This window comes from bacterium, from assembly GCA_026708055.1.
Lineage (GTDB): Bacteria > Actinomycetota > Acidimicrobiia > Acidimicrobiales > CATQHL01 > VXNF01.
The window spans coordinates 68,621-90,475 of record JAPOVS010000023.1 but is presented as its reverse complement, the minus strand read 5'-3'; the positions used below and the strand labels follow the sequence as shown (position 1 = coordinate 90,475).

Sequence of the window (21,855 nt, the reverse complement as noted above, 5' to 3'; positions counted from 1 at the left end):
CACGATCATCGAGTTGATGGACATGGCGATTGCGAGGCTGATGCTCGACTGCGTCGGCGATGGCGCGGCCCTAACCCGGCGCGTCGGCTTTTGGCTCCACCAACTGTCGGTCACTTCACTGTGAAGTCGAGAACTCAGACCATCGCCCTGCTTGCTATCGCGCTCGTTTCGGGGTCGTTGCTGCCGATTGTTGTTGTTTCGCCGGTTGTGGGGCAGGTGGGTGTTCCTTTGGAGCCGACGGATTTGAGGGTGGAGGTTGGTGAACGGCGGCTGACCGTCTCGTGGTCGGCGCCTGTCGACGACGGTGGTTCCGCGGTGAGCGGTTATCGGGTGGAGCTCTGGACCGCTGGGCCGATCATTTCTCGGATCTATTCTGTCGATTTGCCGTCGACGTCGCGTTCGACGAACTTCGGCGGTCTCAAGCCCGGTGCCGAGTACACGGTGCGGGTCTCGGCGGTCAACCAGGCTGGGCGCGGCCCGGAGGCCCGGGTGACGGTTCGGACCCGGGGCGGGAAGCCGGCAGCGGACAAGGCTTCGGCGTCCCCCGCGGTTCAGATCTTCCTCGGGGCGGAACGGAGCGGGTGTGCGTATCCGCGTCTGCCGTGCCGGTGGGTGGACGGAACTCTCGACGGGTTCGGGTCGGGCCGGTATCTGCTGGAGTGCTACTGGAGTTCGTCGCGGGGTTCCCCGGGGAACCGAACCGTGTCGCGGACGATCACCGTCTCGGGAGATCGGTTCGACAATCTGTGCTGGTTCAACGTCCCGCCGGGTCGCTACCTGACGGTGGTCGTGGCTGGCGTTCAATCGAATACCGTCAGATTCGCCGCAAGCGCCCCTGCAACCACAAGTCGTAACCATGGTTACTTGCCGCCGTCAATGGCCGATGTGGACGCCGGACGGGCAACAGCCTCGCCGGCCCGGCGACTGTCGCTGCCCGCCGCCCCCCGCAACCTGATGGCAACGGCTGTCGATTCCAGCCAGGATGACGACAGGATCGAGGACGACCTGTTGATCACTTGGGATCCTCCGGGCGACGATGGTGGAACGCCGATCACGGGCTACCGGATGCGACTGTCGCGTCCCGCGATTCTCTTCGGGCCTGACCAGCGATCCAGTCCTTGGTCTTCGAGCCGACGAGTGTCAGGACCCCCTTTCGAGTTCCGAGGCTTGTCATGTGCTGCTTATGTGGCCAGAGTCGCTGCGGAGAACCAGGTCGGGATTGGGCCGTATTCGCAGGCAGAAGTTACGACCAAGGGATGTCCTCTAACTTCCCCCAATGTAGAACTGGCTGTTGCGGAGAATGCACCGCTATACGATGATCCTGGCATTCAGATTCGTTGGTCTCCAGTCGCAGGTGCCGAGAGTTACCATTTGGATTGGCGATACGTCGAAACCGACATCGATGATTTGCGACGTCTATTCGATGAATTGGAGTCGACTGTTTCGACTTCAGACGCGACACGACTCTACCAGAAGATCGACATCGCATTGCTTGGCGACGAAGTGTCAGCCAGTCGAGTCGGTGGCGACTCTAGGCCGAACTCGGACAGTTCGATGCCGGAGGTGCTCTGTTATGTTGACGGCTCGACCAACCCACACACAAAGAGTCCAACTCCGTACTGCGAGCATCGCTCCGAATGGATCGAACTGGACGGCAAGGATCCGACTTTCCGTATCCGTTCGATCCAAGCCGAGCATTCTCTTCAGGCCAGGGTCCGAGCGGTGACGTATGGTGACGACGGTTCCGCACTCCGCAGCGACTGGTCCCCTTGGAAGGCCATTAGCACAGGATGGCTGGACGATGTGTGCCAGCCGGTCTCGATTCTCGGCACGCTCAAGAACGGTCGGGCGGCAATCGAAGTCGGGGAATGGACTGTGGCGGCTGTCGGCGTAGTCACAGCCATCCTGAGTTCAGAGGCCAACGCCGCGAGCTTGGCGGCGGCGCGTCATGCGTTGACACGGGCGGCACGGGAGGTCGTCAGATTGGCCTTGAAGAAGTCAAGCCTGGAGAAGCTGATGGTAGCGGCGATCAGCGGTTTGGCCGACGGTACTGCCGAGACGACTGAGCTGTCGATTGTGAGGCTGATGTTCGATTGCGTCGGCTACGGCGCGGGCCTGACGCGGGCAGACACCGTGATGCTCGGCGAGGAGGCGATTCGGGAGTACCAGAGAATGAGTCCAGAGCTCAGCGACATCAACATCGAGTCCGCCATAGTGAACTTCGGAACGCTCATGAGTGAGTCCACGAGATCGCAAGGCAGAAGTTGATCCGATTGTGGGGACGCCCTCGCCCCGGCTCGAGCGCCTTGTCGCTCACGGCGGGGTTGGGAGGGTGGGGATGGTTCGTTTGAGGTATTCGTCGAACTTGGGGACGGTGAAGGCGGCGTAGCCGTGGCCGGCGGCGTAGAGGAGCCCCTTGTCGATGAGTTGTCGTCGGGTGGGGCCGCACTGGGTTGACGACCGGCCGAGCAGCTCGGCCACGTCGCGGGCGAGTTGTGGTCCGGGGCCCAGTTCGGCCATTGCTCGCAGGTAGGTTTTCTGCAGTTCGGTAGCGCGGTCGAGGCGGACTTTGAAGAACCCGGAGTCGAGTTTCTCTTCGACGACCGCCGTGGCGATCTCGGCGTCGCGTTCGACTATGGGGCTGCGGGCCGCGGTGGCCCACACGGCCTGCCCGAATTCCTGCAGGAAATAGGGGTAGCCCTCGGAGAAGTCCAAGCCTCGATTCACGGCGGCGTCGCTGAATTCGACGCCGAGCAGCGCTGCCGGCTCTCGCAGTACGCGCTCCGCATCGCCGGAGTCGAGGCGGCCGAGTTCGGGGAATGTGAACAGCCGCTCGGCGTAGGTCTTGACGTTGCCGACGAGTTCGTGGATCTGCGGCAGGCCCGCGGCGGCGACCGTGATCGGCAGGGCGTGCTGAACGGTTCGATGAATCGCGGCGATGAGGGCTTCCATCTGCCTGCTGCTCAGATAGTGGAGTTCGTCGAGCAGCAGGACCACGCCGGTTCTCCGGTCCTGCGCGCCCTCGCCGAGGCTCACGAGCAGGTCGGTCAGGTCGGCGTTGAGGTCCCCGCTGTCGGCGAAGCCCGCCGAGGGGTCTACGTCGAGCCCCACGGTCAGGAGCCCTTCCGGGTCGATTCGCAGCGTGAACGACCGCAACGTCCCCGCAGCCCGCTTCAACGCTTCGGTCCATCGTCCGGCGATGGCGAGTCGGTGCAGCACCCGGCGGATTTCCCGCGCCAGTCCGGCGCGGAACTCCGAATCGTCCCACTTGACCACCTCGATCTCGACCGAGCGCCATCCCAGGTCGAGAGCGAGTCGGCGGAACTCGCCCAGCAGGACAGTCTTGCCGACACCTCGCAACCCCACGACGATCAGCGACTGTTCGGTGTGACCTGCGGCCAGTCGGCTCAGGAGCACGTCGAACGCGGCGATTTCGCCGTCCCGGCCGACGAGGACGGGCGGCTTGGCCCCAGCGTTGGGGGTGTAGGGATTGGTTCGGGGATCCACAGTACGACAGACTGTAGCGCCGTGCGAGGGCTGTGAACAGGGATTTATCGTCGTTATCTCAGTTTATGCCTAGAACATAAAACACACTAAAGATGATAAAGCCGTGTGCGGCGCGGTCCCGGTCGGGCCGCTGACGGCGGGGCCGCCTGCCCATTGCCGCTATGCGATCCGACCGTCACAGCGCCAAAGGGTGCTGATGGGGCGGAGGTGGAGGCGGCCCCCGACGGTGAGCTCCTCCTCGCTGGCGCTCTGGCGGACGCCGGGATCCAGGGGTGCGGGGCCTCGGACCGCTGGCCGCCCGGGCAGTCGTTCCGGCGGCCAGGCCGAGGACTGGGCGTGGGAGGCGTTGCGGCGCGATCCGACACGGCCGACGCCGGCTCAACCCATCGGCGATTCGCTAAAGTCGATCGCATGGGAACGTTCAGCTGGCCGCTCCACGTCGCCAGCATGAACGGCGGCTCGTCGCGGGAGATCGAAGCGACCGTCGACACCGGCGCCGCCTACACGACGCTGCCCGCCCGTCTGTTGCGCGAGTTGGGCATCGAGCCCATCGACCGGGGGGTCTTCCTGCTCGCCGACGGTCGCCGGGCGGAGATGGAGATTGGGAGGGCCTGGGTGACGATCAACGGCAACAGTGAGGTCACTCTCGTCGTCTTCGGAGAGGACGACGCTCCGGCCCTGCTGGGCGCCTACACCCTCGAAGGGTTGAGGTTGGCGGCCGACCCCGTCGCACAGCGGCTGGTCCCCACCCACCTCATCATGTACTGACGGTGCTCACCGCCGCGTTCGGGATGCGACGATCCGGGCTGTGAGGACTCGGCGCTGGTCCTGGAAATGTCCCCGAAGGCGGGGGTCTCCTCCGGCGGCATGCCGCGTGGCGCCACGCCAAACTCGCCACCTGAGCCCGCTGCCCGGCGGCTGCACACGCCCGCCGTTCCCAGCGCTACGCGAAATCCTGTCGTCGCACTGATCGACAGTTTGCCAAGCCACTGATCGACAGTTTGCCGGCTCACTAATCGACAGTTTACCGGCTCACTGATCAGCAGTTTTCCGACCGCGTCGGGGCAGTGGTCGCCCTCAGGCGGCCACGACTGCGTTCATGTAGTCGGCGACGAAGGCGGGGCCGTCGGCGGCGAAGCAGACGTGCATGTTGGGTTGGCGCTCGGGATGGTCGATGGTGCGCAGGATCTGCCCCTCGTACTCGACGGAGATGCTCGCCTCCCGCAGCATCGCGTGGCCGCCGCCGAGGGCGACGTGCGCGGCGAGCGGATCGTGCAGGTAGGTGCGCTCGTCGAAGTGGGAACCGTCGAGGCCGTACTTCGCCGCAAAGCCGAGGAATGGCTCGCGCATCTCCTCGATGAGACGCACCAGCCTCTGGGAGACCGGGCCGCCGTCGGCTTCGAGTCGGTCGCGGTCGGCGCGGTCGAGGTACACCTGCAGGGTCACCTCGAGGGGCACCAGCGTGATGTCCAGCCTCGACCCCAACACGATGGCGGCGGCGAGCGGGTCGGAGTTGAGGTTCGTCTCGAAGCTCGCCGGCCAGGCGACCATGTGGCGCTCCACGATCCCGCCCATGATCGTCACCGGGCCGAGCGCCCCGGCCAGCCCCGGTTCCATCTGCAGCGCCAAGGCCAGGTTGGTGACCGGCCCGACGGTCACCACGGCCAGGGGGTCCCGGGCGCGCCCGGCGGCGTCGATGATGAACCGGGCCGCGTCCTCACGGGTCGGTTCGTCGTCGGGCACCTGCCGCTCGGCGTCGCGCAGCACGCCGGCCCCCTCGTGGCCCCACATCTCGTTCCAGTGGAAACCCTCGACGCTGCTGCGCCGCAGCGGCGTCGAGCGCCCCGCCACGACGGGCACGTGCCGCTTGTCGGAGACCTCCAGCAGCGATCGGGCGATGGCGGCCCGCAGGGGGGCGTGGCCGTGGACGGTCGTCACCCCGACCAGGTCCACCTCCGGTTCGGCGATGAGCAGCGCCAAGGCCAGCGCGTCGTCCACGTCGGTGCCGATGTCGGTGTCGAGGAGCAGTCGGGTCATGGTGTGGTGCCCTTCGGTTGAGTATGTCGTCTCGGGATCGGCCGAGGAGCGTGGTCGGGAATCCGCCGGACGCTCGGATCGGATCGGCTGACAGCGGCTTCGGGCACCCGCCGGTCCGACCGGTGCGGTTGTCCGCAGCGTTGCTCGACGGTCGCCACGACGGCCGCCGGTCGCGCCCGCGGTGCGCCGGTCATCCCTTCACCGCCGATCCCACGACCGACTCGGTGAACGTGCGCTGGAAGACCAGCAGCACGATCGCCGGGACGAGGCACAAGAACGCGGCGCCCGCGAAGAGCATCCCCCAGTCCACGCCGTACTGCCCGAACAGCCGGGCGAGTGCGACGGCCCCCACGTCCATCGACGGGTCGGTGGTGAGCAGCAGCGGCAGCAGGTAGGCCTGCCACTGGAAGACGAAGATGATGATGCCGGCGCCGACCATGGCCGGCCCGGTCAGGGGCAGGTACACGTGCCGGAAGATCCGCCAGGCCCCGGCGCCGTCGATGGAGGCGGCCTCGGCGAGCTCTGCGGGGATGTCGAGGTAGAACTGGCGCAACAGGAATATCGCCAGCCCGTTGCCCACGCCCGGCAGGATGAGGCCGATGTAGCTGTTGTCCAGCCCCACGCTCCGGGCCGTGTCGGCCAGGGGGATGGCGAGCGCCTCGAACGGCACCATGAAGGCCAGCACGACGAGGGCGAAGACGAACCCGCGGCCCCGGAAGCGGAACGCCGTCAGCCCGTACGCCGCCATGGCTGATATCAGCACGCCCACCGCGACCGTGGCGCCCGCCACGATCAGCGAGTTGAGAATGGCGCGCCCCAGCGTGCCGTCGGCGACCGCCGCCACGTTCTCGGTCGTGACCGCGTCGGGGATGAACGTGCGCCAGTTCAGGCCCCGGAAGGACCGGAACACGGCGTTGCCGGGGCGGAGCCCGGAGGCGACGGTCCAGGCCAGCGGGGCAAGCCACAGGATCGCGCCCACGGGCACGAGCACCGCCAGGGGTATCCGGCCCCAGCGCGGCATGTCAAGACGCATGGCGGACCTGCTCGGTGGGGCCGCGCATCAGCCGGAACTGCACGGCCACGATGACGGCCACCAGCGCCACGAGAACGGTGATCTGGGCGAATGCCGGACCGGGATCGTTGAAGACGAAGGCCTGGGTGTAGGCCTCGTACATCACCAGGTTCGTGCTGCCGGCGGGGCCGCCGCGGGTGAGGACCTGCACGGGCACAAACAGCAGGAAGTTGGCCACGGTGGCGGCGACGAGCACGAAGCTCAACTGCCGGCGGACCATCGGTGTGACGATCGTGATGAGCCGCCGCCACCAGCCGGCGCCGTCGATGGCGGCGGCCTCGGTCATCTCGGCGGGCACGTTCTTGATGCCGGCGATGAGGAACATCATCCAGTAGCCGACCCCGATCCAGCTGGCGATGACCATGATCACGTACAGGGCCTGGGTGGGCGACGTCAGGAAGGGCTGGTCGGGTAGGCCCACGGTCCCCAGCAGGCTGTTCACGATCCCGTCGCCGGGGCGGAACCATATGCCCCACACGACCGTCGACACCGCTGGCGGCACCGCCATCGGCAGGAAGATCAGCGTGCGCCAAAACCCCACGGCGGGCAGGCGTTGCGAGAGCACCACCGCCAGGGCATAGGAGACCACCACCTGCGCCGGATTGATGATTGCGTTGAAGACCACCGTCGTCACGACGGCCTCGCGGAACGTCGTGGCCCCGAGTTCGGCGTAGTTGGCGAGGCTCCAGGCTCCGCCGTCGCGCAGGCTGGCGATGAGCGTGTCGACCGCCGGGGCCAGACGGGTCAGGATCAGCGTGACGAGGGCGGGCGCCAGGAAGACCATGGCGACCGCGCCGCCCGAGCGCGGGCGGCGCCGCCTGGGTGGCGGCACCGCCCGCGCAGGAGGCTGGGGCATCAGCCGCTCGGGAGTTGGGCCTCCAGATCGGACTGGGCGCGCTCGAGGGTCTCACGCACGTCGAGCCCGTTGCGGATGTCCTCGAAGGCCCGGCCCAGGATCTCCTCGAACTGGATGTAGCCGATGCTGCGCGGCCGCACCACGGAGGTGTTGGCGAGCTCGTACTCCACCAGCTCGCCGGCCGTGGTGCCGCCCTCGCCGCGGTCCCACGGCGGGGAGACGATGAAGGCCGGGAGCGCCCCGGTCAGAGCCGGCGGGGCGACGTCGACGGTCAGGAACACGTTCGTGCCCACCGGCGAGGTGGTGACCCACTTGGCGAAGGTGGTGGCCGCCTCGGTGTTCGGGCTGTTGGGGTTCACGCCGAGCGACAGGGCACCCGTCGGCGTGACCGGATCGTGACCTTCGAAGTACGGGTGGGGCGCGAAGCCCAGATCGAAGTCGAGTGGCCAGAAGAGCTCGTAGATGCCGCCCCAGTGGGTCCCGCCGAGGTAGAAGGCGACCTCGCCGGCCGCGAAGGCGTTGGGAGTCTCCTCCGGCGGCATGCCGCGCGGCGCCACGCCGTCGTCGGCGAACAGGCCGGCGTAGAACTCCATCGCCGCGATCCAGCCGTCGTTCACGAGATCGGCCTGCAGGTTGGCGGGACCGGTCAGTCCGGGGCCTCCGCCGAGCGACTCCATCAGCGGCTGCAGCTGGTAGTAGCGGCTCACCTGGTCGAACTGGAAGCCGTAGGTTGCGCCGCCCTCCTGGGCCTGGCGCGCCAAGTCGATGAGCTCGTCCCAGGTCATGCGGTCGTCGGGCGACGTGGACGGGTAGGCAATCCCCGCCTGGTCCAGCAGCGTCTTGTTGTAGTAGAGGATCTGCGTCGAGGTGTTGAGCGGCAGCGCCATCAGCCGTCCGTCCACGGTGGACGCCGTCAGGGCGGTGTCCACCCAGTCGCCGGCGGCGTCGCCGACGGCGTCGGTGACGTCGTGCAGGAACCCCTGGTTGTCCAATGCCGCAACCCGGGGCTGGTCGGCGATGTAGACGTCCGGGCTCTCGCCGCCGCCCGACAGGCGGCTCTGGATGACCTGGTTCAGCTCCCCGAACGGCACGGACTGGTACTCCACGGTGATGCCGGGGTTCTCCGCGTGGAAAGCGTCGAGCAGCGGTGCCACCCCCTCGGGGCCGTAGAACCCCAGGAACGAGATCGTCACCGGGCCCGCGTCCTCGGGCGGCGGTGGTGGTGGTTCGGGTGGTGCCGGGGCCGGTTCTGGCGGTGCCGGTGCGGGTTCGGGTGGCGCTGGCGCCGGCTCTGGCGATGTCGGTGCGGGCTCGGGCGGTGCCGGTGCGGGTTCGGGTGGCGCAGGTGCCGGTTCGGCCGGCGGCGGGCTCGGGGCCGCCGTGGTGTCGTCGTCGTCGCCGCAAGCGGTCAGGCCGACCGTCAGCAGCACGACCGCGCAGACGGTCGCCACAAGGGCGCGCCGGCGGAACATCGATGCTTTCATTTCTTCCCCCTCAGTGGTTGAGCACGATGAGTTCTGTCTAGCACCGCGAGGGCGGCTCCGCTCGCTTGGCCCTCCCCGGATTCCTCGGCGATCCTGCGGCTCAGGCGGAGATCAGCAGGGTCGCCTTGGGCCGGAGTATCGCCAATCCCCGGTCGAGCGTCGCCACTGATCCGTCGCGGCTCTCGGCGAGGGCGATCAGGTAAGCGTCAGTGACCTGTCGGTGCCCGATGACACCCCGCAGCATGGCGGAGTCGTAGCCGATGTCATCGGGCCAGAACTCGTGATTCTCCAGGCGGCGGTACTGATTCAGCACCGTCAACGCGTCGGGTGCCGGCACCGAGTTGCGCAGCAGGAATCGCAGTAGCGAGCCTTGGGTCACCGGACAGGTGGCGATTCCGCCCTCGTACGCATCGAACCAGGCATTCGAGACGGCGTGGCTGGGATGGTCGCTGAAACTCAGTGCTATCAGCACGTTGGCGTCGAGCAGCGCACAGCTCACTACTCATCCTCCAGCGACTTCACTTCCTCCTCGGTGACGGGACGCCCGAGGTGCACGACAAGCCGACCGGAGGGGGAGGTCTCGATACGAGGCCCGGACTCGGTTTGGGTTGCGCTTCGGATCAGTTCCGTTATCACCTGGCTGACGGTCTTTTTCTGCTGGTAGGCCAACTCGCGGGCGAGTGAGTGCAGGTCGTCGGGCAGATCGATGGTAGTCCGCATCATTGCATCATATCATCCAGATGTAGTCATGCATCGATCGTGGTCGGGTTGCGCGACCACGCACGCGGGCGGTGCACGAGGAACACGGTTCCATCGAGGCTAGGTACGAGGTGAGGGTCGCCCGGTCCACACCGATGCGGCGGGCGGAGTCTCGCACGTTGAGTTCGCTTCGCGGGTCTCGCGCAACTCCGGCGATCGTTGCTTGACATCGGGGGGGGGGGTACGTTGTCGCCCCGGCAGGTCAGGGAGAGGCGAGTCCCGCCGTACGCGCTGTCCGCGACGGGTGCCGGCGTGTCTGCGGACAAGGCCTCGGGTGCAGAAGGAGAAGGTGATTCAGGTGGTCATGAGACGGAACTCGTGTTGGGCGGTGCTGGCAGCGGGTGCCGTCGTCGCCTCGCTGATCGCCGTAGGGTCTGCCCCCGCGGCTGCGCTGGACGAGGATTCCAAGCCGGATTACGAGGCTACGTCCTCGGCGTGCGTGGGTGAGGCGCTGAATGACGTCGGTTTCGAAGACATCGGCTATTGGGACAGCGAAGTAGGCGTTTTTATCGAGCCTCTTCCGGGACGAGACGACCCGGGTCCTTGGGACTACCCGCACCCGGGTGTCATCAACTGTTTCGCCTATTTCGGGATCTCTCGCGGCACGTCGCCAGAGACTTTCAGCCCCCGCGCGGCTGTGTCCCGTCGGCTGATGGCGCTCTACCTTCACCGGGCCGCGACGCTCATGGGAACAGATCTGACTGGCGGCGACACCACGGTCGGGTTCGGTGACATCTCCGACCTGAGCGGTGAATCCCAAGCCCACATCTTGACACTCAGTCGTCACGGGATCCTCGCCGGCAGCGACTCGGCTTTCAGGCCGGGCGACGCCATCACCCGCGCCGAGATGGCGGTCGCTGTCGTCGGCTTGCTCGCCAGGACGCCCGGCGTCGACGTGGCCAAGCTTTCGACAGGCGCGAACGCGGGCCTGTTCGTGTTGGGCCCGGCACCGGGCAGTCTTCCCAATGACGACTTCAGCGACGCTTCTGAATCGGTGTCGCGGTCGGTCAACAACGCCATCAGCGCAGCCTACGAACTGGGGATCATGGCCGGGACGCCGGCGGGTCGGGACGCCTGGTTCGGGCCGGATGATCCGGTGTCTCGTGGCGACATGGCGACGATCATCACTCGTGCTCTGGCCCACAGCAATGTCCGTCCTGCGGGCGTGACTGCTCAGGTCGACGGTGCGGTGATCACGGTGTCGGTCCGTGACGAAAATTTCGTCCCGGTCGCCAACGCGGCAATCGACGCCTTCAAGATCTCGGCCGCTGATATCCGCAGGATGGAGCACAATGTGGAGGGGTTGGCAGACGATCGCCCTTGCAGCAGGTTCGCCTCGCCGGTCGTAGACGCTTCGACGGTGTGCGTGATCGACGGCGCTGATCCGGTCACCGGGTCCGACGGCAACGTTACGTTGACCCTTGCGGACGCTGTCGGCGGCGACTGGAGGGTTTGGATCTGGACCGGCGATCTCGGCGATGATGAGACGAGCGACTACTTCTACCCCTGGGCATTCGACATCTCGGTACCGCCCGCGAGCGCCGCAGCCGAACTGCGCATCGTTGCCCGCGAACTGGGCGACGGCAGGATCGAGTTCGGGCTCCAGCAGCGAGACGGCCAGGACGCATGGCGCGGCCGGCAGCTCCCCAGGGCACGGCTCTTCCCGGCGGACGCCACGGTCGGGCGCTGGCTGGCGAGTTCCCCTCTGACGGTCACCACGTCCGCGCCCGACGCATCTCTCGATCGGTTCGAAGTGCGTATCGTCGCCCGCAGGCTCAGCAGCGGTCGGGTGGAGTTCGGGTTGCAGCAGCGCCTCGGCAGCACCTCATGGGGAGATCGACAACTGCCGACGAAGCGGTTCTTCCCGGCGGACGCCACGGTCGGGCGCTGGCTCTCGAGTTCGGTGGTCGTCCTAGTGGCGACCAAGGACAGATGAGCCCCCAGCACCGCAACCTCCAGCGGTGGTCGGGCCTGCCAGGCGGTCGAGGGGAGTCAGCGAGGAGCCCGACGGGACGCTCGTATTGACGCCGGCGGTCGTGACGGCCGCCCACGAGGCCGTGCTGCTGCGTCGCCCCGCCCTCGTTGAGCGGATCGAGTCCTATCCCGCCAACCTTGATCAGGCGGTTCGGCGCGACCGCTGAACATCTCTGCGGAGTGTGCTGAGCGACACGGACGTGACTCGAATCGGTTCTAGAACCGCAGGTCAGAGGCTTGTGTGACCGACCGAATGGCCACAACTCGGCAGTCTCCTAGTCGCGCAGGCTCTCGGTGAGGGTGTTCCAGCAGAGTGTGGCGCACTTGATGCGCACCGGGAACTTCACGACGCCGCGCAGCGCCTCGAGATCGCCGAGGTCGGCGGGCGGGGCCACCTCGCCCCCGTCGGTGACGATCGACATCATGGCCTTGAACGAGCGCTCGAGCTTCTCCACCTCGACGATGCTGCGTCCCTTCACCGCCACCGACATCATCGAGGCGGTGGACTGGCTGATGGAGCAGCCCTGGCCGCCGAAGCGCACGTCACGCACCACGCCGTCGGCCACGTCGGTGTAGACGACCACCTCGTCGCCGCACAGCGGGTTGAAGCCCTCGGCCCGCATGGCGGGTGGGCAGGGCAACTCACCCCGGTTGCGGGGGTTGCGGTAGTGATCCAGGACGATCTCCCGATAGAGGTCCTCGAGGCCCGGCATAGTGGTTTCTGAGGCTATTGGGGCCCGAACAGATCGCCCACGCGATCCAGGGCCTCGGAGAGTTGGTCGATGTCGGAGGTGTCGTTGTAGATGTAGACCGACGCCCGGGCGGTGGCCACAACCCCCAGGCAGCGCATCAGCGGCTTGGCGCAGTGATGGCCGGCGCGCACGCAGACCGCCTGCTCGTCGAGCACCTGGGAGATGTCGTGGGCGTGCACGTCGCCGTACTCGAAGGACAGCACCCCGCCGCGGGCCGCCGGCTCGGGCGGGCCGTGGATGGTGAGAACGTCACCGTGGCGCTCGGTGAGCGTGCGCAGTGCGTAGGCGGTGAGCGACGTGTCGTGGCGGCGCACCGCCTCCATGCCGATGCCGCACAGGTAGTCCACGGCCGCGCCCAGCCCCACCACCTCGGCGATGGCAGGGGTGCCGGCCTCGAACTTCCAGGGCAGCTCGTTGGGCAGGAACCCCTCGGTGGTCACGTTGAGGATCATCTCCCCGCCGCCCATGAACGGTGGCATCGCCTCCAGCAGCTCCTCCCGGCCCCACAGGACGCCGATGCCGGTGGGCCCGCACATCTTGTGGCCCGAGAAGGCCAGGAAGTCACAGCCCAGTTCGGCAACGTCGGTGGGCACGTGCGGCACGTACTGGGCGCCGTCCAGCAGTACGACCGCGCCCCGCTCGTGGGCCGCGTCGGCGATGCGGCGGATCGGCGGGATCGTGCCCAGCACGTTGGACATGGCGCTGAAGGCCACCAGCCGCACGCCGTCCAGCAGCCGGTCCAGGTGCCGCAGGTCCAGCCGGCCGCCATCGTCGAGGGGCAGCCAGCGCAGTTCGATGCCGCGCTCGGCGGCCAGCATGTGCCAGGGGACGATGTTGGCGTGGTGTTCCATGTGGGTGAGCAGGACGGCGTCGCCCTCGCCGAGGTTGCTGCGGCCCCAGCTGTGCGCCACCAGGTTGACGGCCTCGGTGGCGTTGCGGCAGAAGATGATCTCCCGCGGGGAGGCGGCGCCGACGAAGTGCTGCAGCTTCGACCGCGCCTCCTCCATGGCCTGCGTGGCGATGTCGGCGATGTGGTACGCGCCGCGGTGCACGTTGGCGTTGACGGTGCGGTAGTAGGCGTCCATGGCGTCCAGCACCGCCTGGGGCTTCTGGGAGGTGGCCGCAGAGTCCAGGTAGACGATCGGCTTGCCGTGGACGTCCCTGGTGAGCAGCGGGAAGTCCGCCTTGGTGGCGCCGGCCAGGTCGCTCATCGGGGCGCGACTCTCAGCGCCAGGCGTTGTAGCCCTGCGACTCGAGCCGCTCGGCGAGGGCCATGTCGCCGGACTCCACGATGCGCCCGTCGATGAGGATGTGGACGTGGTCGGGCACCAGGTACTCCAGCAAACGCTGGTAATGAGTGATGGCGAGGGTGCCCATCTGCGGGTTCTCCTCGCGCACCGTGTGCACGCCGGAGGCCACGATCTTGAGCGCGTCGATGTCCAGTCCCGAGTCGGTCTCGTCCAGGACGGCCACCTCGGGGCGCAGGATGGCCATCTGCAGGATCTCGTTGCGCTTCTTCTCGCCGCCGGAGAAGCCCTCGTTCAGGAAGCGGTCGGCGAAGGACGGGTCGATGCCGAGACGGTCCATCCAGTCCATGATCTGCATGCGCAGCCGCAGGATGCTGATCTCGGTGCCGCTGCGGGCGCCCGCCGCCTGGCGCAGGAAGTTCAGCACCGACACTCCCACGATGGACTGCGGGTACTGGAAGGCCAGGAACAGTCCGGCCTTGGCCCGGTCGTCGGGGCTCCAATCCGTGACGTCGTCGCCGCGGAACAGCACCCGGCCGCTGCTGACGGCGTACTCGGGGCTGCCCATCAGCGTGGCGGCGAGAGTCGACTTGCCCGAGCCGTTGGGGCCCATCAGGGCGTGGATCTCCCTGGGGCCGATCTGCAGGTCCACGCCGCGGAGGATCTCGGCATCCTCGCTGCCGGCGTGCAGGTTCTCGATGGCGAACAGCGCCGCAGCAGGGGATGAACTCACGCAGCCGAGTCTACGGGCGTGTCCCGAAGGTCATTCCGGTGTAGGCGGGAATCCGTGTCGTGTTGGTCCGGTCGGGGACCGGGGTGCCGTTCGCTCCTTCGCGCGGGCGCAAGGCGTCGCGAATCGGCCCCCCGGCCCCCTCCCTCAACTGTGGCCGTGCGGCTACCAGCCGCGGTCTATCCACTCCTGCAGGTGGGGGCTCTCGCGGCCGATGGTGGTGTCGTCCCCGTGGCCGGGCATGCTGCATCTCCCTGGCGATGGGCCGGCCGGACGCACCGCCACGGCCACGACACTGCCCCGCCGGCCTGAGCTGTCCCGGCACGCTCCGATCCCGCCGGAACATGTCTTTACAAGATATGTAGTACCATAAGGTTATAATCAGTTGCGAGGATGCCTATGCTATCGTCCGCTGTGCACAGGAACCTGGAGGACTGATGGGGTCATTCACTGTCACGCTGGGAGTCGCCGATCCAGAGGGTCGCCGCTACGAGGAGGTAGAGGCGATGGTCGACTCGGGCGCGGCCTACACAGTGCTGCCCGCATCGATCCTCGAAGACCTGGGTGTGGCACCGCGCGACCGACGGTCATTCGTCCTGGCCGACGGCAGAACGGTGGAGCGAGGCTTCGGGCACACCTGGCTACGACTCGACGGCAGGGAGGACATTTCGCCGGTCGTGTTCTGGGTCGAAGACTCGATGCCGCTCCTCGGTGCCGTCACCCTGGAGATATTCGGTCTGGGCGTCGACCCGGTCAACGGGCGGCTGATGCCTGTGGAGGCGTTCATGCTCGCAGCGGACGAATCGGCTGGGCTCGGCCGGGCGACGGCCGGCGGTCTCGTCCGCTCGCCAGGCCAATTCCGGTGGGTGACAGCCGCCTGACCCCGCCGACGGCCGCCTTGGGCTGCCGGACCCACGGTCCGAGGGCGGTGAACGGCGTGGGCGCCGATGAGGGAATCGGCGATAATCCGGCTCTGCGATCCACCCGCCTGCTGAGCCGAGACCGGCCGAGTCCGCGCAAGTAGGGCGTCGCCTCCGGCCTTTCCGGGTCTCGGCTGCGGTTCCGCCCACTCGGCGGGACGCTGCCTTCCTACAACGCCACGTTGGCTGAGGCTTGTCACACCGGCATTATATGATTTCAAGCAATTCCAGGTACTAATATGCGTATAGAATTGACAATTTGAGGGTTCGGCCGTGCCCGTCAGGGATTCGAGAGTCCCAACCGTTGTATCGTAACAACACCACAGGTGAGGAATGGCGAGAAGGCGCCACCCCAAGAAGGAAGTCGAGGAGGCACTCCGTGAGGCCGAGAATGCCGGGTGGACTGTCGCGCCGTCACCGTCGGGTCACCGCTGGGGTTCGATGCACTGCTCGGCCGGCCGTGCGGGCTGCCGGCTCTCGATCTTCTCGACACCGCGCAATCCGGGCAACCACGCTCGGCACGTCCGGCGTGCGCTCATCCGCTGCCCGCACGGTGATCCATAGAGGAGCGAGATGAGGGCGTACCAGTTCGTGCTCATCGTCGAGGGCGCCGATCTTCAGTCCGACGAGATGTTCGACGCGGTGTTCGAGGCAGGATGTGACGATGCCCTCGTGGGGTGCTCCAATGGGGTGCAGTTCGTGGACTTCGACCGCGAGGCCCCGAGCGCCGGGGAGGCAGTCCGCTCCGCCATCGACGCGCTCGAGGGACTGCCGGGGGTGACGGTCGTCCGGGTCGCCGGCACCGATCTCCTGTCGATCTCCGATATCGCCACGCGGACCGGCCGGACGCGGGAGAGTGTTCGGCTGCTGATTGCCGGCAAACGCGGCCCCGGTGGGTTCCCTGCCCCGGTCACGGACCCCCGCAACCGCTACCGGCTCTGGCGAAGCAATGACGTGCAGCGGTGGTTCGCCGAGCACTACGGCGACCAACCGATCTGCCCCGAGGCCGAGGTTGTAGCCACGGTCAACGCCGAGTTGGAACTGCGCCGCAGCGGCGGTCGGGTGCTGACCGCCGAGGCTTGAGCCGCGGCCTACCAGCCGCGGTCGATCCACTCCTGGAGGTGGGGGCTCTCTCGGCCGATGGTGGTGTCGTCGCCGTGGCCGGGCATGACGATGGTCTCGGGGGCGTGGCGGGCGAAGATCAGCTCGTCGATCGAACCGATGATGGTGGCGAAGTCGCCGCAGGGGAACTCCGCCGGCGGTGGGCGGCCCTCGCGGAACTCGAAGCCGTCGCGGGTGAGGCCGGGGCCGCCGGGGAACAGGGTGTCGCCGGTGAACAGCACCGGCGAGCCGTCCACCTTGAAGCAGATCGACCCGGCGGTGTGGCCCGGCGTGATGGTGGTGAGCAGCCGCAGCCGCCCGACCTCCACCGCCGAGTCGCCCTCCAGGATCTGATCGTAGGAGGGCAGCATGTGGGCGTCGCCGGCGGTGACGAGCACGTCGTAGCCGGCGTCGCGGACCTGCGGCACGGCCCCAGTGTGGTCTTGGTGGCCGTGGGTCTCCAGCACCGTGCGCACCCCGAGTTCCCGGCACAGGTCCAGCAGCAGCTCGTGCTCGTTGGCGGCGTCGATGAGCACGGCGTCCCCGCTGGCGCGGCAGCGCACGATGAAGACGTTGTTGTCGAACGGGCCGACGACAACCCGGTGGATCTCCATCTGCGTGTCGCGGTAGTGCAGCGTGGGCCGGGCGTCGGCGGCCTGCCGCTCGATCCCGTGCTGCGGCCAGCAGTAGTGCTTGATGCCGGCCCTGTCGGCGTGTGCGGCTGTGTCGCTCATATCCGTGCCTCTCGGCGGCCGGTCTTGCCCGTCGCCACCTCGCTGTCCACGATGTATAACCGCTGCGAACCGAGCCCGCACCCCGTGGTGCCCCGCGCTGACTCCGCCGCACCCCGTGGTGCCCCGCGCTGACTCCGCCGCACCCGGTGGGCAGTGGCGCCCGCGCACTCAGGGGCAAGGTCTATTCCCACGGCACATCCATCAGTGGTAGTCTCGGAGCATGAGTGACACAAGCACCGTGATAATGGGAGAACGCGGGCGGATCGTCGTGCCGGCAGCGGTTCGAGAGCGAGCGGGATTCTCCGAGGGGACCACGCTGATGATTCTGGAAACGCCCAACGGCGTCGTCCTGATGACGCGCGATCAACTCCTCGCTCGAGTCCGAAGTGAGCTTCGAGGTCTCGACCTCGTCAGCGAGTTGCTTGCGGATCGAAGGCGAGCGGCCGAGATCGAGGACGCCGACATGGCGGGCGAACTGTGACCGCAGTGCTTGACGCCTCCGCTGTTCTGGCCTTCCTTCTGGATGAGGACGGTGCCGACGTGGTCTTGGAGGCGCTGAACGGTGCTGTCCATTGCAGTGCCGCCAACTGGTCCGAGGTGGCCCAGAAGACGCTGTCCCTCGGCCGTGACTGGTATCTCGTGCGAACGCTGCTGTATGGCTACGGACTGCGGGTCGAGCCCGTCGTGGCCGACGACGCCGAATGGGCGGCCCGTCGTTGGCGCCGCGGCGAGGGTCTGTCGCTGGCGGACCGACTCTGCCTAGCGCTGGCCGAGCGCCTGGACACCGCCCTCCTGACTGCCGACAGGGCGTGGGGCTCCGGCGGCCGGGTGAGGCAGATCCGCTAGGCCGCGCCCTGGATTCGGTTGCCGCGGGAATCTGACGGAAGCACGACCGATATGGCTTACGGCGACGAGCAGCCGCCTCGCCACGACGGGCCCTGGGCCGGTGCCAGGCGCGCATTCGGCCGGCGTGGAGCGTCTCCGGGATGGGTCACGCTCGACACGGGCGAGCAGTTGGAACTGGCCGAACCCTCTGCCCGCTTGAGTGCGAAGGTCATCGACTTGTTGATCCTCGTCGCGGTCATCGTCGGCGGGGTGGTCCTGGTCCTGGTGACGCTCGTCGCCGAGGGGTTGGGCGTCGGGATCGGGCTCGTCGAGGGTGTTTTCCTGTCTGCTCTGCTCATCGTTCTGGCGAGCCTTCTCTACGACCCGCTGCTTATCGCGATCCGGGGCCAGACCATCGGCAAGAAGGCGACGGGGATCAGGGTGGTTCGAGCCGACAACGGTGAACTGCCCACCCTGGGCGCGTCATTCGCGCGGTGGGCTCTCCCGGGAGTGCTGCTGGCGATCCCCGGCGCCGGGTACGTCCTCGTGGCCCTCTGCTTCTCCTCATTGACTCGGGACGCCTCGCGCCGGGGGTGGCACGACAAGGTCGCCGGAACCATCGTCGTGGTGGCCTGAGGGCTGCCGGCAGACGTTTCCCGAGAGGGGTTCTACAGGGTGCGCGCGGCTATGTTCTGCGGCAGACCTTGTGATGAGGAGGCCGGCTGTGCGGTTGGGGTTCAGCGAGGAGCAGGAGGAACTGCGGCGCTTCGTCCGGCAGTTCCTGGAGGAGAAGTCCCCCGAGTCGGCCGTGCGGGAGCTCATGCGCACCGACGAGGGCTACGACGAGGCGGTGTGGCGCCAGATGGCCGAGCAACTGGGGCTGCAGGGCATCGCCGTCGACGAGCGCCACGGCGGCGGCGGATTCACTTTCCGCGAGCTGGTGCTGGTGCTGGAGGAGATGGGCCGGACGCTGCTGTGCGCCCCCTACTTCTCCTCGGTGGTGCTGGCGGCGGGCGCCCTGGACCGCAGCGGCGACGAGGCGGCGTGCGAGGAGCTGCTGCCCGCCGTCGCATCGGGCGACTGCATCGCCACGCTCGCCTTCGAGGAGGAGAACGAGGCGCACGGCGCCGTGGCGATCGCCGACGGAGCGGGCTGGCGGCTCCGGGGCGAGAAGAGCTACGTGCTCGACGGCCACGTCGCCGACGCCGTGCTGGTGGCTGCGCGCAGTCCCAAGGGGCTGAGTCTGTTCCGCTGCGCCGGTGACGCCGACGGTCTGGAGCGGGAACTGCTCCCGACGCTCGACCTGACGCGCAAGCAGGCGCGGCTCACGTTCGCGGGCACCCCGGCCGTTGCCGTCGGTAGACCCGGCGACGGCACGAGAGTTCTGGGAGAGGTGCTGCAGTTGGCCGCGGTGGCCCTGGCCGCCGAGCAGGTCGGGGGCACGCAGCGCTGCCTGGACATGGCGGTCGGCTACGCCAAGGAGCGGATGCAGTTCGGCCGGCCGATCGGCAGCTTCCAGGCGATCAAGCACCGCTGTGCCGACCTGCTCCTGGAGTGCGAGACGGCCCGCTCGGCCGCTTACTACGGCGGCTGGTGCGCCGCGGTCGGCGACGCGGACCTGCCGGTCGCCGCCGCCATGGCCAAGGCGCACTGCTCCGACGCCTACTACCGGGCCGCTGCGGAGAACATCCAGATCCACGGCGGCATCGGCTTCACCTGGGAGCACCCGGCGCATCTCTACTTCAAGCGTGCCAAGGCCAGCCAGCTGATGTTCGGCGATCCCGCCCACCACCGGGCGCGGCTGGCGGACCTCGTGGGGCTCTGAGCGCCGGCGTGCACACCGAGCGGTCGCGTCCGGCAAGATCGCACCCCCGCAGGCACCGCTCGACGTGATCTGGGTGTTCGTCGCCGTCGCCGCGGTGATCGTCGTGGCGGTCGCCTACTACACGGTGGCGAGGGTCAGCGCCCGGCTGGCCAATACCGAGGCCGTGGCCACCTACGATCTGAGCGCGGCGACGGAGTTCGTGCACGGCGGCCTGCCCGCCGAGATCTCCCAGCGGGTCCGGGCCGATGCGGTGGCGCTGCTGCTGGCCTGGAACCTGGATCACCTGCGCCGCAAGGGCGTGGCAGCCTTCGGGGAGGCGGACGCCATGGCCGGCGGCTTCGCCCGAACCCCGCGCGAGAGCGAACCCGACGAGGCGCTCGACGAGTTGCTGCGGCGCGCCGCGGCGGAGGGGATCGCGCTCGACGCTCTCGATGCGGTCGTCGTGCTGGAGTTGAACGCTCGGTACCTGGCATCCATCGGCGCCCTCGGCGAGCAAGTGGGCGAGCTGTAGAGCGCCGGCGCAGGCATTGCCCAGGGAGTCGACACTCGTCGACGGTTTCGGTCGCTGCAGGGCGAGCACCGCCGGACGGGCCGCTGGGCGCCCACCGGCGTCACCCGAGACCGGGGATTAGGATGATCTCCGTTGTGTTTCGTGGTTGTTGGGGTTGCATCGGTGCGGGGATGCCGGTAGCGTCGGTGGCGTGTTCGGGGGTGTGCGCCGGTGAGCACGGTTGCGGTTGACCCTCTGGGATCGGAAGTCATCTACCCGGAGGGGCCCAGAGTGCCCGAAGGCGACCTGCAGATCCGTCGGCGCTACGAACTTTACGGGGCGCTGCGCCACTGGCTGGCCGAGCACCCCGACGGCACCGACGCCTGGGTGTGCTGCGACATCAACATCTACTACAAGCAGGGCGACCCCAGGGTCGTCGTGGCGCCGGACTTGGCGGTGGCGTTCGGCGTCAACGTCGCTGCTGTGGAGGGCCGGAGCACCTACCGGGTCTGGGAGGCGGGCGCGGTGCCGGCGTTCGCTCTGGAGATCGCCTCACACACCACTTTCAAGCGGGACCTGCGCGAGAAGCCCGCGCACTTCGCCGAACTCGGCGTGGAGGAGTACTGGCGGCTCGACCCCACCGGCGGCGACTATCTCACGCCGCCGCTGCAGGGCGAGCACCGCCGGACGGGCCGCTGGGCGCCCATCGGCGTCACCCGCAACCTCGACGGCACGCTCACCGGCCACAGCGTCGCCCTGGGCCTCGACCTGCACTGGCAGCCACCCAAACTCCGCCTCTACGACCCCGCCCGCGGCGCCTGGCTCCTCGACCTAGACGACCAAGTCGAGGCCCGACGCGCCGCCGAGGCCCGCGCCGTTGAAGAAGCCGAGGCCCGACGCGCCGCCGAGGCCCGCGCCGATGCCGAAGCCGAGGCCCGACGCGCCGCCGAGGCCCGCGCCGTTGAAGAAGCCGAGGCCCGACGCGCCGCCGAAGCCGAACTGGCGGCCCTGCGCCGACAACCCGGCCACGAACCGACCCCCTGAAATCGCCCCCGGGCCGTGGGGCGGCCGTCGGCAGTGGGTGCGCCTGGCTGTCTGGCTGCCGGCGCCCTTGGTGGTGGCGGTGCTTTGTCGGGGGGCGTTGGGCCGGACCGCCCGGCGGCGGGCCGTGGTGGTTGATCGGTTGGCGGGCTTGTTTTGTAATTTCCGCCCGGGCGGCTCTAACAGGCAGATCGCTGAGCGGGAGATCGCTGAGGCAATGGTTCCGACGAGAGTCCGTGTGATGCCCGCAAGGGCGGCGGCGCGGCGACTTGCGGCGGGTTCGCGGGTCGTTGGGGGCGGTTCGGCGCGTTCGCGGGGGGTTCGGCGGTGAGGCGGCGCGGGGCGGATTCCCCCCCCCCTTTACCTTGTTGAGTGGTCCCGGCGTGGCAGTGTCGGGGCTGGTTGCTCGCCGCGGCGGGTAGGGCTGTGGCCCCCTGTCACACAGATGGCCCGGGGGGTGTTGCCGCCCGCCGCGGCCGGGTGCCTGGGACCTCTGACAGG

General features: G+C 68.2%; 24 protein-coding genes. 13 read left to right on the top strand and 11 right to left on the bottom strand.

Annotated elements, in window-relative coordinates; translation table 11 throughout:
- Nucleotides 1-120: 120 nt before the first annotated feature.
- Nucleotides 121-2,268, top strand: coding sequence for a fibronectin type III domain-containing protein (locus OXG55_04215; protein MCY4102460.1), 2,148 nt, complete (start codon nucleotides 121-123; stop codon nucleotides 2,266-2,268).
- Nucleotides 2,269-2,313: 45 nt separating this feature from the next.
- Here OXG55_04215 and OXG55_04210 read toward each other — a convergent pair whose 3' ends face one another.
- Nucleotides 2,314-3,507: an ATP-binding protein gene (locus OXG55_04210; GenBank protein MCY4102459.1), complete on the bottom strand. Its 1,194-nt coding sequence runs from the start codon at nucleotides 3,505-3,507 to the stop codon at nucleotides 2,314-2,316.
- A 411-nt stretch (nucleotides 3,508-3,918) separates the two neighbouring features.
- Here OXG55_04210 and OXG55_04205 point away from each other — a divergent pair, with 411 nt between their 5' ends.
- Nucleotides 3,919-4,275: a retroviral-like aspartic protease family protein gene (locus tag OXG55_04205; GenBank protein MCY4102458.1), complete on the top strand. Its 357-nt coding sequence runs from the start codon at nucleotides 3,919-3,921 to the stop codon at nucleotides 4,273-4,275.
- A 309-nt stretch (nucleotides 4,276-4,584) separates the two neighbouring features.
- Here the strand turns inward: OXG55_04205 and OXG55_04200 are convergent, their stop codons facing one another.
- The 6 genes from OXG55_04200 to OXG55_04175 form a co-directional block, all read right to left on the bottom strand.
- Entirely contained in the window at nucleotides 4,585-5,544 is a 960-nt protein-coding gene (locus tag OXG55_04200) for a nucleoside hydrolase (protein ID MCY4102457.1), read from the bottom strand.
- Nucleotides 5,545-5,734: 190 nt separating this feature from the next.
- A complete protein-coding gene (locus OXG55_04195) occupies nucleotides 5,735-6,577 on the bottom strand; it encodes a carbohydrate ABC transporter permease (GenBank protein MCY4102456.1) in 843 nt (280 codons plus the stop codon).
- Nucleotides 6,567-7,472: a sugar ABC transporter permease gene (locus OXG55_04190; protein ID MCY4102455.1), complete on the bottom strand. Its 906-nt coding sequence runs from the start codon at nucleotides 7,470-7,472 to the stop codon at nucleotides 6,567-6,569. Before OXG55_04190 ends, OXG55_04195 begins: the two co-directional genes overlap by 11 nt.
- Nucleotides 7,472-8,956 (bottom strand): extracellular solute-binding protein, encoded by a 1,485-nt coding sequence (locus OXG55_04185; GenBank protein MCY4102454.1) that lies wholly within the window; start codon nucleotides 8,954-8,956, stop codon nucleotides 7,472-7,474. The genes OXG55_04190 and OXG55_04185 overlap by 1 nt, the downstream gene beginning before the upstream one ends.
- A gap of 100 nt (nucleotides 8,957-9,056) precedes the next feature.
- On the bottom strand, nucleotides 9,057-9,455 hold the full coding sequence (locus OXG55_04180) for a PIN domain-containing protein (GenBank protein ID MCY4102453.1): 399 nt from the start codon (nucleotides 9,453-9,455) through the stop codon (nucleotides 9,057-9,059).
- Entirely contained in the window at nucleotides 9,455-9,676 is a 222-nt protein-coding gene (locus OXG55_04175; GenBank protein MCY4102452.1) for an antitoxin, read from the bottom strand. The genes OXG55_04180 and OXG55_04175 overlap by 1 nt, the downstream gene beginning before the upstream one ends.
- Nucleotides 9,677-9,989: 313 nt before the next feature.
- Between OXG55_04175 and OXG55_04170 the strand changes: the two genes are divergently transcribed.
- Together OXG55_04170 and OXG55_04165 are read left to right on the top strand one after the other, a co-directional pair.
- Nucleotides 9,990-11,651, top strand: a complete 1,662-nt coding sequence (locus tag OXG55_04170) for an S-layer homology domain-containing protein (GenBank protein MCY4102451.1) — start codon at nucleotides 9,990-9,992, stop codon at nucleotides 11,649-11,651.
- A 25-nt stretch (nucleotides 11,652-11,676) separates the two neighbouring features.
- On the top strand, nucleotides 11,677-11,856 hold the full coding sequence (locus OXG55_04165) for a hypothetical protein (GenBank protein ID MCY4102450.1): 180 nt from the start codon (nucleotides 11,677-11,679) through the stop codon (nucleotides 11,854-11,856).
- A gap of 108 nt (nucleotides 11,857-11,964) precedes the next feature.
- Here the strand turns inward: OXG55_04165 and OXG55_04160 are convergent, their stop codons facing one another.
- From OXG55_04160 to sufC, 3 genes are read right to left on the bottom strand one after another with little or no spacing between them, the layout of a single operon-like run.
- The gene (locus tag OXG55_04160; GenBank protein MCY4102449.1) at nucleotides 11,965-12,402 is read right to left on the bottom strand and encodes an SUF system NifU family Fe-S cluster assembly protein; all 438 of its coding nucleotides are present in this window, start codon (nucleotides 12,400-12,402) and stop codon (nucleotides 11,965-11,967) included.
- 14 nt (nucleotides 12,403-12,416) lie between these two features.
- Nucleotides 12,417-13,652: a SufS family cysteine desulfurase gene (locus tag OXG55_04155; GenBank protein ID MCY4102448.1), complete on the bottom strand. Its 1,236-nt coding sequence runs from the start codon at nucleotides 13,650-13,652 to the stop codon at nucleotides 12,417-12,419.
- A gap of 13 nt (nucleotides 13,653-13,665) precedes the next feature.
- Nucleotides 13,666-14,421, bottom strand: coding sequence for a Fe-S cluster assembly ATPase SufC (sufC, locus tag OXG55_04150; protein ID MCY4102447.1), 756 nt, complete (start codon nucleotides 14,419-14,421; stop codon nucleotides 13,666-13,668).
- 434 nt (nucleotides 14,422-14,855) lie between these two features.
- Between sufC and OXG55_04145 the strand changes: the two genes are divergently transcribed.
- The 3 genes from OXG55_04145 to OXG55_04135 all read left to right on the top strand — a co-directional run bounded on the left by OXG55_04145 (nucleotide 14,856) and on the right by OXG55_04135 (nucleotide 16,421).
- Complete coding sequence (locus tag OXG55_04145) at nucleotides 14,856-15,299, top strand: aspartyl protease family protein (GenBank protein MCY4102446.1); 444 nt, start codon at nucleotides 14,856-14,858, stop codon at nucleotides 15,297-15,299.
- A 372-nt stretch (nucleotides 15,300-15,671) separates the two neighbouring features.
- On the top strand, nucleotides 15,672-15,902 hold the full coding sequence (locus OXG55_04140; protein ID MCY4102445.1) for a hypothetical protein: 231 nt from the start codon (nucleotides 15,672-15,674) through the stop codon (nucleotides 15,900-15,902).
- 9 nt (nucleotides 15,903-15,911) lie between these two features.
- A complete protein-coding gene (locus OXG55_04135; GenBank protein MCY4102444.1) occupies nucleotides 15,912-16,421 on the top strand; it encodes a hypothetical protein in 510 nt (169 codons plus the stop codon).
- 8 nt (nucleotides 16,422-16,429) lie between these two features.
- On the opposite strand, the gene OXG55_04130 is transcribed toward OXG55_04135, so the two are convergent.
- The gene (locus tag OXG55_04130; GenBank protein ID MCY4102443.1) at nucleotides 16,430-17,173 is read right to left on the bottom strand and encodes an MBL fold metallo-hydrolase; all 744 of its coding nucleotides are present in this window, start codon (nucleotides 17,171-17,173) and stop codon (nucleotides 16,430-16,432) included.
- Nucleotides 17,174-17,393: 220 nt separating this feature from the next.
- On the opposite strand from OXG55_04130, the gene OXG55_04125 reads away from it, so the two are divergent.
- The 6 genes from OXG55_04125 (at nucleotide 17,394) to OXG55_04100 (ending at nucleotide 21,357) form a co-directional block, all read left to right on the top strand.
- Nucleotides 17,394-17,654, top strand: a complete 261-nt coding sequence (locus tag OXG55_04125; protein ID MCY4102442.1) for an AbrB/MazE/SpoVT family DNA-binding domain-containing protein — start codon at nucleotides 17,394-17,396, stop codon at nucleotides 17,652-17,654.
- A complete protein-coding gene (locus OXG55_04120; GenBank protein MCY4102441.1) occupies nucleotides 17,651-18,019 on the top strand; it encodes a PIN domain-containing protein in 369 nt (122 codons plus the stop codon). Before OXG55_04125 ends, OXG55_04120 begins: the two co-directional genes overlap by 4 nt.
- 51 nt (nucleotides 18,020-18,070) lie before the next feature.
- On the top strand, nucleotides 18,071-18,634 hold the full coding sequence (locus tag OXG55_04115; GenBank protein MCY4102440.1) for an RDD family protein: 564 nt from the start codon (nucleotides 18,071-18,073) through the stop codon (nucleotides 18,632-18,634).
- An 88-nt stretch (nucleotides 18,635-18,722) separates the two neighbouring features.
- Nucleotides 18,723-19,823, top strand: a complete 1,101-nt coding sequence (locus OXG55_04110; GenBank protein ID MCY4102439.1) for an acyl-CoA/acyl-ACP dehydrogenase — start codon at nucleotides 18,723-18,725, stop codon at nucleotides 19,821-19,823.
- 64 nt (nucleotides 19,824-19,887) lie between these two features.
- On the top strand, nucleotides 19,888-20,334 hold the full coding sequence (locus OXG55_04105; GenBank protein MCY4102438.1) for a hypothetical protein: 447 nt from the start codon (nucleotides 19,888-19,890) through the stop codon (nucleotides 20,332-20,334).
- Nucleotides 20,335-20,544: 210 nt separating this feature from the next.
- Entirely contained in the window at nucleotides 20,545-21,357 is an 813-nt protein-coding gene (locus OXG55_04100) for a Uma2 family endonuclease (GenBank protein ID MCY4102437.1), read from the top strand.
- The last annotated feature ends 498 nt before the right edge of the window (nucleotides 21,358-21,855 follow it).